Source organism: Pseudomonas sp. F2, from assembly GCF_057174385.1.
On sequence record NZ_CM169904.1, the window covers coordinates 6,048,143 to 6,063,226 of the forward strand.

A 15,084-nucleotide genomic window follows, 5' to 3' on the forward strand; every position below is an offset into this window, starting at 1 on the left:
CAAGAAGCCTCTACCCCGGCGATGGTATCTGGCTTCAGCGGATGTGTCGGGCGTATTGCCGAGGGTCGAAACGCAGCACGATCAGCAACATCACCACCATTACCGCAGTCAGCGACCACCAGGCCCATTCGAAGCTGCCGAGCCGGTCGCGGATCATTCCGGCCAGCAGCGGCGAAAGCCCGGCGATCAAGTAGCCGATACCTTGCACGAATGCGGTCAGGCCGCCGGCGCGCTGCGGGTTGTCGAGGTGATCGAGCGAGACGATCAGGCTCATCGGAAACAAGCCGCCAATGCCCAGCCCCAACAGGCACGGCCACAGCAGGCTGGGGTGTTGCGGGCTGAGGATCAGTCCGCAGAACCCGCCGATGATCAACAGCAGCAACGCTGCGAGGACTGTACGGCGATCACGGCTGCGGTTGGCAATGGCCGGCGTCAGCAGCCCGGAAATCACCTCCATGGCGGTCAGAAAACCCAGTAGTAGCCCGGCATCCTGTTCGCTCCAGCCTTGTTCCACGTAGTACGGCGCCAGCCAGGCGAGTACGCAGGTGTAGGACGCCGTACCGAGGCCGAAAAAGATGGCAAGCAGCCAGGCACGGGTATTACGCGCGAAGGATTCTTTTCCTGCAGCTGTGTTCTGGATGGATGACGAGGGCGACTGCGTCCACCAGACCAGCAACGCGAGCAAAGAAAGTGCCGCCCAGATCGCCAGCCCGGTACGCCAGCTGCCGGACTGCACCAGCACCAGCGGCGACAACGAGGCGGCCAGGGCGGCGCCGCCCATGATCGACGTAACATACAGGCCCATGCACAGCGCCACATGGTCGGGGAAGCGTGACTTGATCAGCACCGGCATCAAGGCTTGAATCAAGGCAATGCCAATCCCCGCCAGCACCGCGCTGCCAATCAACGGCGGCGCCGAATCGAGCCACAGCCGCGACAGCGTCGCCAGTCCGATAATCAGCAGCGACAGGATCACCGCGCGTTGCTCGCCCAAACGTCGACTGATGCCAATACCAAAAAACATCGCCAGTCCCATCGCCATCACCGGCAGCATGGTCAGCAGCGAAGCCAGGCTGAAACTCAGTGCAATGTCGCCGCGTATGGCCGACAGCAAGGGACCGACGGCGGCCATGGACGGGCGCAGATTCAGCGCGACGAGGATGATCCCGAACATCAGCCAGACAGCGGGGCGGGTGGTGGTGTGGAGGTTTTCCATCGGCAGACTCTGGATTGCGGAGGCTGCTGATTAGGCGGTGCGGCGCACTTACCGGCAAATCAGATTTCCTCGGTACTATTTAAAAACTAAATATCACTCTCCCCGTGTAGGAGCTGCCGCAGGCTGCGATCTTTTGATCTTGATCTTGAAAAACAAAATCAAAAGATCGCAGCCGGCGGCAGCTCTTACAGGGTGAGGTTCGGATTCATCTTGTTGATCTCGCTGTCAGACTATTCTTTATCTCTGGCGGGATATTTCGTTACAGCTCTGGTCCTGCGCAGGCGCGTAAAACGCCGGCGGCGATATATACTGCGCGCCATTCTTCAAGGGAGAGCCGTGTGGCCATCGATATTCACTGGATTCGCGACAACGAAAGCCTCGCGCAGCTTTGCGCCGAGTGGCAGCAACTGCCGTTCGTTGCCCTCGACACCGAATTCATGCGGGTCGACACCTTCTACCCGATTGCCGGTTTGCTGCAGGTCGGTGACGGCAAACGCGCCTGCCTGATTGATCCGCTGACCATCGACGCCTGGCAACCGCTGGCGGCTCTGCTGGAAAACCCGGCGGTGCTCAAAGTCTTGCACGCCTGCAGCGAAGACCTCGAAGTGCTGTTGCGTCTGACTGGCAGCTTGCCGGCGCCGCTGTTCGACACTCAATTGGCCGCGGCCTATCTGAACCTCGGGTTCTCGATGGGCTATTCGCGGCTGGTGCAGGAGGTACTCGGTATCGAGCTGCCGAAGGGCGAGACCCGTTCCGACTGGTTGCAGCGTCCGCTGTCCGACACGCAGATCAGCTACGCCGCCGAAGATGCAGTGCATCTGGCGGAAGTTTTCGTACAGCTGCGGCCGAAACTGTCTGACGACAAATTCGCCTGGGTGCTGGAGGACGGCGCCGAACTGGTGGCTAACCTGCGCCGTGAAACCGACCCGTACGAGGTCTATCGCGAAGCCAAGCTGGCGTGGAAACTGTCTCGTGCGCAACTGGCGGTGCTGCGTGAGTTGTGCGCCTGGCGTGAAAAAGAAGCCCGCGCCCGTGATCTGCCGCGCAACCGCATCGTCCGTGAACACTCGCTGTGGCCGCTGGCCCGCACGCAACCGGACAACCTCGCCGCTCTGGGCAAGATCGAAGACATGCACCCGCGTACCGTGCGTCAGGACGGCCAGTTTCTGCTTGATCTGATCAAGCGCTCTGGCAGTGTGGGGCCTGATCAATGGCCGCCGGCGGTGCCGGAGCCATTGCCGGTCGAAGCCGCTGCGCTGATCAAGCAACTGCGCGCCCTCGGCCAGGTCGAAGCCGAGCGTCTGGGCATCGCGCCGGAACTGATGCTGCGCAAGAAAACCCTCGAAGCGCTGGTCAAAAGCGGCTTCCCCGAGGGCCCTTATCAATTGCCTGAGTCGCTGCGTGGCTGGCGCCGCGAACTCATGGGCCAGAAGCTGCTCGACAGCCTGGCCACCGCCGGAGAACAGCCTTGAAACGTATTTGCTCCATTTACCAAAGTTCGAAGAAACCCGGGATGTATCTTTATGTGCTCAAGAGCGATGCGCTTGAGCGCGTGCCCGAGGCGCTGATGGCGGCCTTCGGCAAGGCGAAGCATTCCTTTGACCTGGTACTGACCCCCGAGCGCACACTGGCGCGCGAGGACATCACCGTGGTTCTGGAAAACCTCGACAAGCAGGGCTATCACCTGCAGATGCCACCGGCCGAGGACGAGTACATCGAACACCTGCCCGAAGAGTTGCTGCGACGCAACGACCCGGTCTGATCTGCGAGGCCCTGTTCTGGGCCTCTTGCCACCCTGGAACTGATTTTACGGCGACGACCGCCACGAAGGAGCACCGCTCTTTCGGCGGTTGCCTGCACGGTTTGCGAAAGGTTTGAAGATGCGCGTTCTGATTGCTGAACACGACCACGCGGTGTACGCCCGGCTGCTGCGCCAGATGGCCCCCGAACTTGAAGTCCTGACCAGTGGCGACTCTGCCGAACTGGCGCGTCAGGCTGCCGATTGCCCGGTGTGGCTGGGGCAGCCGGACCTGTTGGCGACCCTGCTGCGTCAGGGCCACCAGCCGCAATGGCTGCAATCGACCTGGGCCGGCATCACGCCGCTGCTCGCTGATGGTCTGCGCCGCGATTACCGCCTGACCCGCGCAGTGGGAATCTTCGGTCAGGTCATGGCCGAGTACGTACTGACCTACATGCTCGGTCACGAACGGGAAGTGCTCGCGCGCCTCGTGAGCCAGGTCGAGCGCAAGTGGGATAACCGCACCGGCCAGAGTCTGGTCGGGCGCAAGGTGCTGATCGTCGGGACCGGCGATATCGGTCAGAGCGTGGCGCAGTTCCTGCTGCCGTTTGGCGTCGAGTTGTACGGCATTGCCAGCAGTGCGCGTGAGCAGGCGCCGTTCATCGAAGTCGGTTCGATGGCCGATCTGCCACGGCTGGTGGGCGCGGTCGATTACGTGGTCAACCTGCTGCCGAACACCGCGCACACCCACGATATCTACGATGCGGCGCTGTTCAAGCAGTTCAAGCCGACCGGGTTGTTCATCAACGTCGGACGCGGCGTGGCGGTGGTGGATGCCGATCTGGTCGAAGCCTTGAAGGAAGGGCATCTGGCCGGTGCGGTGATCGACGTTTGCCGTCAGGAGCCGTTGCCGCAGCGCCATCCGTTCTGGACTGCCTGGGGCCTGCTGCTGACTGGACACAGCTCGGCGCCGACGTCGCCGGCGTTGATGGTGCAGTTGTTCGTCGAGAACCTGAAGGCGTATCAGGCGGGAGAAGCGTTGCGCGGGGAAGTGGATTTCAACCGCGGTTACTGAGGTGTAATCAAAAGATCGCAGCCTTCGGCAGCTCCTACATTGATCCCTGTAGGAGCTGCCGAAGGCTGCGATCTTTTGCGTTTAAAGGGTGAAGTTGCCTTCTGCAGCCAGCTCGCTCAGCGGGCGACGCGGGCTCGGCTCTTCACGGGCCTGCAGGTACTCGGCCAAGGTCGCCTTGTCACCCAGCTTGCCGACAGCGACCGCCGCGTGCAGCGCATAACCTTGCGGAATATTCAGCTCCTTGCGGGTCAGCTCCTGATCGAAACCGGCCATGCCGTGGGTGTGCCAGCCGCTGATGCTCGCTTGCAGCGCCAGGTGGCCCCAGGCCGAACCGGTGTCGAAGGTGTGCCACAGCGCCGGGGTCTCTTCGCTGGCACCGGGGGCGGTGAAGGTGGTTTTCGAAATCACGATCACCAGCGCCGACGCGTGTTGCGCCCAGCTGCGGTTGAATTCATTCAGCAGCCCCAGGAAGCGCTCCCAGTTCGGCGTATCACGACGCGCATACAGAAAACGCCACGGCTGCGAGTTGTACGCCGAAGGCGCCCAGCGTGCGGCTTCGAAAAAACTCAGCAGGGTTTCTTCCGGGATCGCTTCGCCGGTGAAGGCGCGGGGCGACCAGCGCTCGGTGAACTGCGGGTGAATGGCGTAATCGGCAACGCGAGGGTTGGCACTCATCAAAAGATTCCTTGCTGTGTTTGCGTCATGAATTCGTGGCAAAACCCTACTGGGCGGCGATTCGGCTGACAAGCGCGATTTACCGACAGTCGCCAGCGCTTGGCCCGCAAGGCCTTGGGCACTAGACTGGCGGCCTTTTCACCACCTGATGTTGATGCTTGAGCCATGGCCGCCAAAGTCGAACCGTTCTGGAAACGCAAAACCCTCGATCAACTGGATCACGAGGAATGGGAATCGCTGTGCGACGGTTGCGGTCTGTGCTGCCTGCAGAAACTCGAAGATGAAGAAGACAACAGCGTCTATTACACGCGCATCGCCTGCAAACTGCTGGACCTGAAAACCTGCCAGTGCAGCGACTACCCGAACCGCATCAAGTTTGTCCCGGACTGCATTCAGCTCACTCCGGGCCAGGCCGAAGCTTTCAAATGGCTGCCGCCGACCTGCGGTTATCGGCTGGTCAGCGAAGGCAAGGATCTGCCGCTGTGGCACCACTTGGTGTGTGGCGATCGTGACGCTGTGCACCACGAACGGATTTCCCAGTCCGGACGCATGCTCGCCGAAGGCAGCGTGCCGGAGGATGACTGGGAAGATCATCTGATTTTCCGCGCCGGATAAGTACCCAGGGTTTCCAGGATTGAACAAGGAGTGTGTATGGCTGGGGGATTGCTGCGGGCATCGCTGATCGCCCTGCTGGCGCTAAGCGCACCGGTGTGGGCGGCAAAGAAAGTCGATCTGGATTACCACGTGCGCCTGCTGCCGCAAAGCGATCAGGCCGAAGTGCGCCTGACCGTGGCCAAGGGCGAAGCGGTACGCAGCCTCGATTTTGACCTCGGCGATGGCAGCCACTACAGCGACTTCAAGGCTGATGGTCAGTGGCAATTGTCTCCGGGCAAGCATGCTCGGGGCCTCTGGCGTCCGAGCGGCGACAAGCCCAGCCTGACTTACCGCGTCAGCATCAGCCACGGCCGCAAGAGCGGCAGCTTCGACACGCGCATGACCCCGACCTGGGCGCTACTGCGCGGTGATGATCTGGTGCCGCCGGCCCGGCTCGATCAGCAGGATGGCATCGAGCTGGTGTCACGTCTGCAATTCGAACTGCCCAATGGCTGGCAAAGCGTTGAAACCGCCTGGCCGCGCATCGGCAAAAACACATTTCGCATCGACAACCCATCACGCCTGTTCGACCGTCCGACGGGCTGGATGCTCGCCGGTCACCTCGGCAGCCGCCGCACGCGCCTGGGCGAAACCGAAGTCAGCGTGGCTTCGCCGCAAGGGCAGGGCATGCGCCGCATGGATGTGCTGACCTTGCTGACGTTTGTCTGGCCGCAGGTGCAAGCGGTCTATCCCCGGCATCCGAAAAAACTGCTGATTGTCGGCGCCAACGACCCGATGTGGCGCGGCAGTCTCGGCGCGCATGAATCGATCTATCTGAATACGCGCTTGCCGCTGGTCAGCGAGAGCGGCAGCAGTGCGCTGGTGCGTGAACTGGCGCAGGTGTTCGGGCGCATCAACGATGAACATCGCAGCGACTGGATCAGTGAAGGCTTTGCCGAGTATTACGCGATCGAACTGGTGCGCCGTGCCGGTGGCATGAGCGATGAGCGTTATCAGGCGCTGCAGGCGAAATTGACCAGAGACAGTCAGAAGGTGACGACGTTACGCGGCGAACAGATCAGCCCGGCGCAGCTTGCAAAAGCGGTGATGGTGTTGCAGGAACTGGATCGCGAAATTCGTCTGAAGACGCGCAACAAGCGCTCGCTGGATGATGTGTTGCGCGGGGCGATGCATCTGGGGGCGGTGAGTACCAAGGAGTTTGTGCAACTGGCCGAGAGTGTTCTGGGCGAGTCTTCCAAAGTCCTCGATACCGTGTTACTCCAGTAAAGATCAAAAGATCGCAGCCTGTGGCAGCTCCTGCAGGGGAAACGCATTCCACATGTAGGAGCTGCCGCAGGCTGCGATCTTTTGCTTTTAAACCCCGGCCTTCGGCGATTTCACCGAATCATTGCCAGTCACCGTCGCGGTGCTGGTCGCCGCCTCGGCATTGGCCTTGAGCTGGCTCAGCTCTTCACCCGCGCGCTCGATTTTGGCCCGCACGTTGTTCATGTCCTGACGGCTTTTCTCCAGCAGGCTCTTCACCGAGCTGTGCCCGGTGATGCCACGGGCCATCGCCACACCGCCAATCGCCACTTGAATCAGACCGAACACGCCGCCACGGCGCAGGCCCTTGCCGACCATGATCACGCCACCGGCCAGCGAGCCGATGCGCTCCCAGCCTTGGACGTTCTGCTCGGTCGGGCTCTGGAACGGGGTGGAATCGATACGTTGGACACGTTTGAGTTCGGTCATGATCTGTCTCCCAGGCAATGTGCAATAGATAGATAAGCTGACTGCCACAGCGCCCGGCTCGTTCCATCGGATGTGCGACGTTTCAGCGGAATTTCGGCCCGGAGCGGGTATTCAGGCCTTTGGCCATGCGGTCGTAGAGCACCACGTTGACCGTCGCTGCCAGATTCATGCAGCCGGTGGTCGGGATGTACACGACGTCTTCGCACCAGTCGCGGATCTCTTTATCCAGTGAGCCGTCTTCCGGGCCAAAGATGTATAGCGCGCGATCCGGATGGGTGTATTCCGGCAGCGGGCGGGCGCCCTCGACCAGTTCCACGGCGACCGGGACGCAGTTGAGCGGGAGGATCTTTTTCAGGTCGTCGATGCCGATCAGCGGGATGTCGTAGTGCACACGCTTGGTGTCGGTGACGAAGTCGGCGGCGCGTTCATAACGCTTGCCGGTGTAGAACACCGACGCCACGCCGTAACAGCCTGCGGCGCGCATCACCGAACCGACGTTCTCCGGTGACTTGGGGTTGTACAAACCAATGCAGCTGTAACGTTTGTCTGCCACGAGCGGGGTGCCTTCGGGAAAAAGAGGGCGATTATACGGGGATTGGGGGAGGGCGGGCAGATTCGAGATCTGTGGTGTCTGGTCTGGCCTCATCGCTGGCAAGCCAGCTCCCACAGGTATCTCGGGTGTTCACAAAATTTGTGAGCGACCAAAATCATTGTGGGAGCTGGCTTGCCAGCGATGGGGCCAGTAATGGCAATGAAGATCAGTCTTCTTTTTTCATCAGGCCGGCGAGGGCGGCAAACGGGTTATGCGTCGCCTTGGCGATTTTCGGCGTGCTCAGCGAGCCGTCGCCGAAATACTGCTGGTCGGTGTAGCGCGAGTGCTCATTGTCATGGCAATACAGGCACAACAGTTCCCAGTTCGAGCCGTCCTGCGGGTTGTTGTCGTGGTTGTGATCGCGGTGGTGCACGGTCAGTTCGCTCAGGCGCTTGCCGGAAAACTCACGGGCGCAGCGGCCGCAGACGTGCGGGTACATCTTCAGGGCTTTGTCGCGGTAGCCCATTTCCTTGTCGCGCTGGTTGTCGGCCAGGATGCGATCGAGCTTCGACGTGTTGGTCGGGGTGGACGAACTCATGGGTTCACCTTTGTAAAAGACTGATGACGGTTATGTGCAGAGTTTAGCTCAGCCCTTGAGCTTCTCGGCAATCCAGATCGTGTGGCGGGTGCCTTTGTTGCCGTGGGCGAAGACCTGGACTTCTTCGGCCTTGAAACCGGCCTTCTTCAATTTGTCGGAAAACTGCCGGTCAGCGCTGGCCGACCACACCGCCAGCACGCCTTTGGGCCGCAGGGCCTTGGCGCAGGCGTTCAGACCGGCGGCGGAATACAGCCAGCTGTTGGCCTTCTGGGTCAGGCCTTCGGGACCGTTGTCGACGTCGAGCATGATCGCGTCGAAGCCGTTCGGCTCGCTTTGCAGGACCTTGGCCACGTCGTCCTGGCGGATCACCGTGCGCGAATCGAGCAACGGTCGCCCGGACTTTTCACCAAGCGGCCCACGGTTCCACTCGACCACCCCTGGCACCAGTTCGGCGACCACCACTTCGGCGCTCTTGCCCAGATGCTTGAGCGCCGAGGCGAGGGTGAAGCCCATGCCCAGACCGCCAATCAGCACCCGTGAATTCGGCCGTCCGGCCACCTTGCGGCAAGGAATCTCGGCCAGCGCATCTTCCGAACCGTGCATGCGCGTGTTCATCAATTGCCCGCCGTCGCCGCCCTGGATCTTGATGACGAAATCCTCGCCATACTCGAACAGGCACAGGGCGCCGCCGCTGTCAGGGATCGGCGTGGTGTCGAGCAGAACGAAACGTTTCATGGAAATCTCTACAAGGGGGGAAGGCAAGCAGGCCCGTTGGGAGTAGCCTGAACGCAGACTAGAGGCCAAACGGAGCCCTTGATGAAGCGCATCATTCTAACGGCCATTGCCCTGGCCGCGCTCGCGATTACTGCAGTGCAGGCGCAGCAGACCATTCCGGTCAGCCCGACGCCGCAACCCGGATCACCGGGTACCGCCACGCCAACGCCGTATCCGCAAATCACCCCGATCAGCGCACCGAAGGCCGGCGCCGGCAGTGGCAGCCCGCCACTGGTGCCAATCGAAATGCCCAGCCCGCCGAGCAAGGATCAACCGGTGCCGGGCATCGAGCCGAGCAGCACCAAGGCCAAATCCCCCGGCGGTTAAACCTGTTGCGCCGCCAGTTGGCCGTCGGCCATGCGCAGGCGTTTGGAAAGGGACACGGCGAGGGCGCGAATGATCTTGGCGGCGATCTTCGGCGCGTCGTTGAGCATCTTTTCCAGTGAGTCCTTGCCCAGGTTGAGCAGTTGGCAGTTGCTCGCCGCGACGCAGGTCGCCGAACGGCGCTCACCATCGAGCACGGCCATTTCCCCGAACGCCCGACCGCTGCGCAGGGTGGCCATGGTGATGACCTGGCCGTCAGGGCCAGTCTTCTGCACCGCGACCTGACCGGTGTGGAGGATGCACATGAAGCTGCCGGCATCGCCCTCACGGAAAATCGCTTCACCTTCAGCCACGGTGCTGATGCTGAAGTAGCCCGAGGCCGCGGCGAAGTCCGCCAGTTGCAATTGATCGAACAGGCCACAGTCCATCAGCCAGTCGCGGATTTCGTTGTTCAGTAAGGTCGGTTCTGACATGTCGTTGCGGTCTTTATTGTTTTCACGGTTTTCAGGCACTACACGGACCCTTGTAGGAGTGAGCCTGTGGTGAGGGGATTTATCCCCGATCGGCTGCGCAGCAGTCGCAAATCCGCCAATGCGATCGGCCTGAAAGAATCGCATTGCAGATCTGGGGCGGCTTTGCCACCCATCGGGGATAAATCCCCTCACCACACAGGCTCGTTCCTACAGGGATCTGTGGTGTATCGGCCTCTTGGGTCTGGAGTTAAGACCCAAGTGACCGATGGAGTTCCTCAGGCCAGGCCCAAAACCTTGAACACAAATGCATATTCGAGTGCTACGTCACGTAATCCCTGATAACGCCCGCTCATTCCGCCATGCCCGGCGCCGAGTTCGGTCTTGAGCAGCAGCAGGTTGTCGTCGGTCTTGGTCGCGCGCAGTTTCGCCACCCACTTGGCGGCTTCCCAGTACTGCACGCGGCTGTCGTTGTAGCCGGCGATCACCAGCATTGCCGGGTAAGCCTGCGCGGTGACGTTTTCGTACGGCGCGTACGCTTTGATCCGCTCGTAGACGTCCGGCTCTGCGGGGTTGCCCCACTCGTCATATTCGGTGACGGTTAGCGGCAAATCGGGGTCGAGCATGGTGTTGAGGACGTCGACGAACGGCACTTCGGCAATCGCCACGCCGAACAGGTCCGGACGCTGGTTCAGCACTGCGCCAATCAACAAGCCGCCAGCGCTGCCACCGCTGATCGCCAGTTTTTCGGCGGTGGTGATGCCGTTGAGGATCAGAAATTCGGCGCAGGCAATGAAGTCGCTGAAGGTGTTGTGCTTGTGCTCCTGTTTGCCAGCGCGATACCACGCTTCGCCCAGCTCACCGCCGCCACGCACGTGGGCGATGGCGAACGCCATGCCGCGGTCCAGCAGGCTCAGGCGCGCGTGGGAGAACCACGGGTCGAGGCTGGAGCCGTAGGCGCCATAACCGTACAGGTACAGCGGCACCGGTTTGCCGACCATCTCGCGTTTCATCACCAGGCTGATCGGCACCTGCGTGCCGTCCGGCGCGGTGGCCCACAGGCGTTGGCTGACGTAGGCGTCGGCGTCGAACGGACCGAGCACCGGAGTTTCTTTCAGGACGGTTTGCTCGCCGCTGTCCAGCAGCAACTGCCGCACCTGCGCCGGACGGTTCAACGCCTCGTAACGCAGACGGATGCGGTCGCTCTCGAACTCCAGGCTGTTCTGCACATAGAGGCTGTAGGCCGCGTCCGGCAATTGCACGCGATACGGCGTCTGGCCCTGTGGGTGAACTTCGATGATTGGCAGACCGCCTTCGCGCAGGCTCAGGGTCATGGCCGCCGTGTTCAGCGTTACGCCGTCGAGCATCACCGTGTCGCTGTGCGGAATCAGGTTCTGCCAGTCGGCCTCGCTCGGCACGACACCGGTGTCCGGTGCCTGATACAGGGCGAAGTTGATGCCGTCACGGTTGGTGCGGATGAACCAGGTCCACGCGCCATCCAGCGCGCCGTGGTCGACATCGTATTCGTGATCCTCGACCCGGGGCGCCAGGCAGGTGAAGGGCAGGTGCGGCTGATGCGCGTCCAGGGCCCAGACTTCGCTGGTGGTCTTGCTGCCCAGGGTCAGCAGCAATTGCTGCTCGGAACTGGAGCGGTAGCAATGCAGGAAGAAACGTCCGTCCGGCTCATGGAACACCTCTTCGGCAGCGGTGCCGTCGAGGCGATAGCGAAACAGCTTGTGCGGGCGATGGGTGTCGTCGAGCACGCCGAAGAACAAGGTCAGGCTGTCGTTAGCCCAGGTCATGCTGCCATCGCAGTCCTGGAATTCCAGCTCGCTGACCTTGTCGCTGGCCAGTTCCTTGACGAACAGCGTGTAGATCTCGTCGCCCGAGGCGTCGATGCTGTAGGCCAGACGCTGGTGATCCGGGCTGATGCTGAACGCGCCGAGCGAGAAGAAGCCGCCGTTGGCCAGCTCGTTGGGGTCGAGCAGCAGCTGCTCGCGGCTCTCGTCGAGGGTCAGGCTGTCGTCGGCCGGACGCGGGCAGCGGTAATGCCGGGCGTATTCGTCACCCGCCGTGGTGCGCGTGTAATACAGATACGGCCCCCACGGCGAGGGCAGGGACAGGTCGGTTTCGAGGATCCGGCCCTTGATCTCTTCGAACAGGCTTTCGCGCAGGGCGGCCTGATCGGCGGTCTGTGCTTCCTGATAGGCGTTTTCAGCCTTGAGGTAGTCGAGCACCGCGTCGGTGTCGCGTTCCTGCAGCCAGGCATACGGGTCGGCACCGGCAGCCTTGTGGGCGATCGGGGCGCGGATGACGTGGGCGGATTCGGGCATGGAAGGCTCTCGGACAGTATTCGTAATAATGGTTTTCGCAGCTCTTGAAACCATCGCACTCTCCTGTGGGAGCGAGCTTGCTCGCGAAGGCGTCCTGTCAGATGACATTTGTTTCACTGACCCGACGCTTTCGCGAGCAAGCTCGCTCCCACAGGGTTTGCTGTTGGCCGTCTGGCATTGGGACAAGCCTGACGGGCGAAAAGTCGTTACTATAAGCGCCTCTGTGCGACACGCGTAGCGTGTCTTCAAGACTTCGAGGTGGATGGTCATCTTGAAGGGCTGTTCGATTACAGCCAAGGCTGGAGTACCCAATCTCCGGAATAAAAATCCATCAAAGAAGTCCACTGCCTTCAAGGACTTACCGTTGCGGCGGGGCATGCCCACAGTCGATCAGCATTCGACACAATCGACTGGGAAAGGATCTTTTCTTTCTAGAATGCATCTTCAATCTTCGGTTCTCACAGAACCTCACCCCTGCGGGATAGAATCCCCGCAAGGGTTTTCTCCTGCTTCGAAACAGGAGGAAACACTTTTCTGAGCATGCTGACTCTGTCAGTTCCTGCTTATCCCTCTGAAGACTCGAGCGAAAGCTCTGTCTGTCATTGTCCATCCAGCTTGCTTGCAAGTTGGCAGCGGACTCGTTGTACGACCAACGATAGCCTAGGAAGACATGCGTCATTGGCAACGATGAGGTGTGAAGCTTTTCCAACAACGTAGCCCCTGAAAAGGTCTGCAGCCACCGTGAGGGGATGTAGAGATGCTCGGAGCTGAACCGGGTTGAGGCGCCAGGCTGGTTGGCATGGGCAACATATGTGAACTGCTGATAAACGTCGTAATTATAAACAAGCCAAAACAGCTGTCAGGCTTGAGCCAAAAGGCAAAGTGATCGGATATCTCTGTAGAGGCTGGAGATACGTCGTCATCAGAATCACCGGCGAAAAGGCAGGCCCTAACCCAATCGTGTGACAGGCAGGGAACGTGGTAAGCCCGTATGGCTGCCTTCGGGCAGGTGAACCGCAAGGGGATCTGTTGGCTGTGCGGGTATGGGATCGCAGAGAAAGCGAAAGTCGATCTGTAATGGATCGAATAGGGGTTGGAACATCACCCCACGGGAAACCGGGCAGACTTCTGCGTGGTCTTTCGTCGCATGAACTCTGACTGAGCCTGTCTCAATAATCTCAGAAACCTGCAGTTTAGGTTTCCCATTTATCCAGCCCTGACGGGACGTCCATTCCCGTCAGGGAATGCGTACGTCTTCAGCTCAGGCAATTTGAGAGGAAGGCAGCATGAAAGTACACAGCCCTACGGCCGTGTCTGCGCCTTCCGGCGCTCCGCAGCAATGGCATGACATCGATTGGTGGCGTGTTCAGCGGAATGTCCGGGCGATGCAGTTACGGATTGCGAAGGCTTGTCGGGAAGGCAATTGGCGCAGGGTTAATTCCCTGCAACGAATGCTGACCCGCTCTAGTTCGGCCAGATATTTGGCCGTTCGGCGAGTCACTGAAAACCAGGGCAAGCGCACGGCGGGAGTCGACCGCGTGCTCTGGGATACACCCGATGCCAAATGGAAAGCGGCAAACGGGTTGAAGCGCCACGGATACAAACCACGGCCTTTAAGGCGTGTGTTCATTCCGAAGTCAAACGGAAAGGAGCGCCCACTGGGCATTCCGACCATGACTGACAGGGCCATGCAGGCTCTATACCTTCTAGCTCTGGCGCCCATTGCAGAAACCACCGGAGATCCGAACAGCTACGGCTTCAGGATCGAGCGCTCTACCGCAGACGCAATGGGACAGCTGTTCATCTGCTTATCCAAGAAGGTTTCGGCCGAATGGGTACTGGAGGCGGACATCAAAGGTTGCTTTGACCACATCAACCATGACTGGCTGATCGTCAATGTCCCTACGGACAAAACGATCCTCCGGAAATGGCTAAAGGCTGGAGTGATTCATAAAGGTCAGCTTCAGGCAACGGATGCCGGTACGCCACAAGGCGGGATCATCTCGCCAACCTTGGCAAATATGGTGCTGGATGGATTGGAGTCACAGCTCAAGCAACATCTGGGCGTGACAAAGGCCAAGAAGCTGAAAATCAATGTGGTGCGCTATGCGGATGACTTTGTGATTACCGGAAACTCGAAAGAGATGCTGGAGAGCGAAATCAGACCTTGGGTGGAGAAATTCCTCGCTTTGCGAGGATTACAGCTGTCACTCGAGAAAACCCGTGTGGTTCACATAGACAAAGGTTTTGACTTTCTGGGATGGAATTTCCGCAAGTACGAGGGAAAGCTCCTGATCAAGCCAAGCAAGAAAAACGTGAAAGCGTTCTATCGCAAGGTGAAGGACGTCATCAGTACCAACAAAACGGCAAAGCAAGAGGATCTGATCCAACGGCTGAATCCGATACTGCGTGGCTGGGCGATGTACCACCAGCCAGTAGTTGCCAAGAAGGCGTTTAGCAGAATGGATAACTCTGTTTTCCATGCTCTCTGGCGTTGGGCGAAAAGGCGACATCCTAATAAATCGTTGGAATGGGTCAGGAGAGATTATTTCCAACCCCATGAAGGCAGAAGTTGGGTGTTCGCCACCATGGCGATGAGGACGGACGGGACGAAAGCAATAGCTCCCCTGTACTCAATAGCGAGCACTGCGATCGAGCGGCATAGGAAGGTGAGCGGGGAATACAATCCCTTCGATCCCTCCATGGAGGAAATGGGAGAGAAATTACGAATGGTGCGTATGCTTAAAAAGCTGAAGTATCGGAAACAGATCGTAAGTCTCTTTCAAAGCCAAAAAGGTCTATGTCCGCTGTGCAAGCAACCGATTACCAAGGAAAGCGGGTGGCACGACCATCACGTAATCCACCGCTCGCAAGGCGGTGGAGACACCTTGGATAACCGAGTACTATTGCATCCAGTTTGTCATCAGCAGCTACACAGCCGTGGATTGACAGTAAACAAGCCGGCTCCAACCGGGGCTTTCTAAAGACTTGAGCCGTATGCGT

Annotated in this window: 15 protein-coding genes; 7 read left to right on the top strand and 8 right to left on the bottom strand. The window is 60.0% G+C overall.

What is annotated here, in order from left to right; all coding sequences use genetic code 11:
- Positions 1 to 34: 34 nt before the first annotated feature.
- Positions 35 to 1,216: a cyanate transporter gene (locus AC193Q_RS27385; protein WP_483879033.1), complete on the bottom strand. Its 1,182-nt coding sequence runs from the start codon at positions 1,214 to 1,216 to the stop codon at positions 35 to 37.
- 338 nt (positions 1,217 to 1,554) lie between these two features.
- Here AC193Q_RS27385 and rnd point away from each other — a divergent pair, with 338 nt between their 5' ends.
- The 3 genes from rnd (at position 1,555) to AC193Q_RS27400 (ending at position 4,029) form a co-directional block, all read left to right on the top strand.
- Positions 1,555 to 2,688 carry a ribonuclease D gene (rnd, locus tag AC193Q_RS27390; protein WP_047292306.1) on the top strand — a complete coding sequence of 378 codons (1,134 nt, stop codon included), beginning with the start codon at positions 1,555 to 1,557 and terminating at the stop codon, positions 2,686 to 2,688.
- Positions 2,685 to 2,978, top strand: a complete 294-nt coding sequence (locus AC193Q_RS27395) for a YcgL domain-containing protein (protein WP_003222599.1) — start codon at positions 2,685 to 2,687, stop codon at positions 2,976 to 2,978. Before rnd ends, AC193Q_RS27395 begins: the two co-directional genes overlap by 4 nt.
- A gap of 118 nt (positions 2,979 to 3,096) precedes the next feature.
- Positions 3,097 to 4,029 (top strand): D-2-hydroxyacid dehydrogenase, encoded by a 933-nt coding sequence (locus tag AC193Q_RS27400; RefSeq protein WP_041070342.1) that lies wholly within the window; start codon positions 3,097 to 3,099, stop codon positions 4,027 to 4,029.
- Positions 4,030 to 4,110: 81 nt separating this feature from the next.
- Here AC193Q_RS27400 and AC193Q_RS27405 read toward each other — a convergent pair whose 3' ends face one another.
- A complete protein-coding gene (locus AC193Q_RS27405; RefSeq protein WP_095667239.1) occupies positions 4,111 to 4,704 on the bottom strand; it encodes a nitroreductase family protein in 594 nt (197 codons plus the stop codon).
- 165 nt (positions 4,705 to 4,869) lie between these two features.
- Between AC193Q_RS27405 and AC193Q_RS27410 the strand changes: the two genes are divergently transcribed.
- On the top strand, positions 4,870 to 5,319 hold the full coding sequence (locus AC193Q_RS27410) for a YcgN family cysteine cluster protein (RefSeq protein ID WP_047292311.1): 450 nt from the start codon (positions 4,870 to 4,872) through the stop codon (positions 5,317 to 5,319).
- A gap of 36 nt (positions 5,320 to 5,355) precedes the next feature.
- Positions 5,356 to 6,585, top strand: a complete 1,230-nt coding sequence (locus AC193Q_RS27415; RefSeq protein WP_121184210.1) for a hypothetical protein — start codon at positions 5,356 to 5,358, stop codon at positions 6,583 to 6,585.
- An 87-nt stretch (positions 6,586 to 6,672) separates the two neighbouring features.
- Here the strand turns inward: AC193Q_RS27415 and AC193Q_RS27420 are convergent, their stop codons facing one another.
- The 4 genes from AC193Q_RS27420 to AC193Q_RS27435 form a co-directional block, all read right to left on the bottom strand.
- Positions 6,673 to 7,050, bottom strand: coding sequence for a YgaP family membrane protein (locus AC193Q_RS27420; RefSeq protein WP_041070334.1), 378 nt, complete (start codon positions 7,048 to 7,050; stop codon positions 6,673 to 6,675).
- Positions 7,051 to 7,132: 82 nt separating this feature from the next.
- Positions 7,133 to 7,603 (bottom strand): RNA methyltransferase, encoded by a 471-nt coding sequence (locus tag AC193Q_RS27425; RefSeq protein WP_007911337.1) that lies wholly within the window; start codon positions 7,601 to 7,603, stop codon positions 7,133 to 7,135.
- Between the two features lie 205 nt (positions 7,604 to 7,808).
- A complete protein-coding gene (locus AC193Q_RS27430) occupies positions 7,809 to 8,180 on the bottom strand; it encodes a YajD family HNH nuclease (protein ID WP_003222612.1) in 372 nt (123 codons plus the stop codon).
- A gap of 48 nt (positions 8,181 to 8,228) precedes the next feature.
- On the bottom strand, positions 8,229 to 8,915 hold the full coding sequence (locus tag AC193Q_RS27435) for a spermidine synthase (protein ID WP_047292317.1): 687 nt from the start codon (positions 8,913 to 8,915) through the stop codon (positions 8,229 to 8,231).
- 81 nt (positions 8,916 to 8,996) lie between these two features.
- Between AC193Q_RS27435 and AC193Q_RS27440 the strand changes: the two genes are divergently transcribed.
- On the top strand, positions 8,997 to 9,281 hold the full coding sequence (locus tag AC193Q_RS27440) for a hypothetical protein (RefSeq protein ID WP_047292319.1): 285 nt from the start codon (positions 8,997 to 8,999) through the stop codon (positions 9,279 to 9,281).
- On the opposite strand, the gene AC193Q_RS27445 is transcribed toward AC193Q_RS27440, so the two are convergent.
- Both AC193Q_RS27445 and AC193Q_RS27450 read right to left on the bottom strand, forming a co-directional pair.
- Positions 9,278 to 9,751, bottom strand: coding sequence for a cyclic nucleotide-binding domain-containing protein (locus AC193Q_RS27445; RefSeq protein WP_041070525.1), 474 nt, complete (start codon positions 9,749 to 9,751; stop codon positions 9,278 to 9,280). The two genes, AC193Q_RS27440 and AC193Q_RS27445, sit on opposite strands and share 4 nt — an antisense overlap.
- Positions 9,752 to 10,026: 275 nt before the next feature.
- Positions 10,027 to 12,081, bottom strand: coding sequence for a S9 family peptidase (locus AC193Q_RS27450; protein WP_047292321.1), 2,055 nt, complete (start codon positions 12,079 to 12,081; stop codon positions 10,027 to 10,029).
- A 1,286-nt stretch (positions 12,082 to 13,367) separates the two neighbouring features.
- Here AC193Q_RS27450 and ltrA point away from each other — a divergent pair.
- The gene (gene ltrA / locus AC193Q_RS27455) at positions 13,368 to 15,065 is read left to right on the top strand and encodes a group II intron reverse transcriptase/maturase (RefSeq protein WP_483879034.1); all 1,698 of its coding nucleotides are present in this window, start codon (positions 13,368 to 13,370) and stop codon (positions 15,063 to 15,065) included.
- Positions 15,066 to 15,084: the final 19 nt, after the last annotated feature.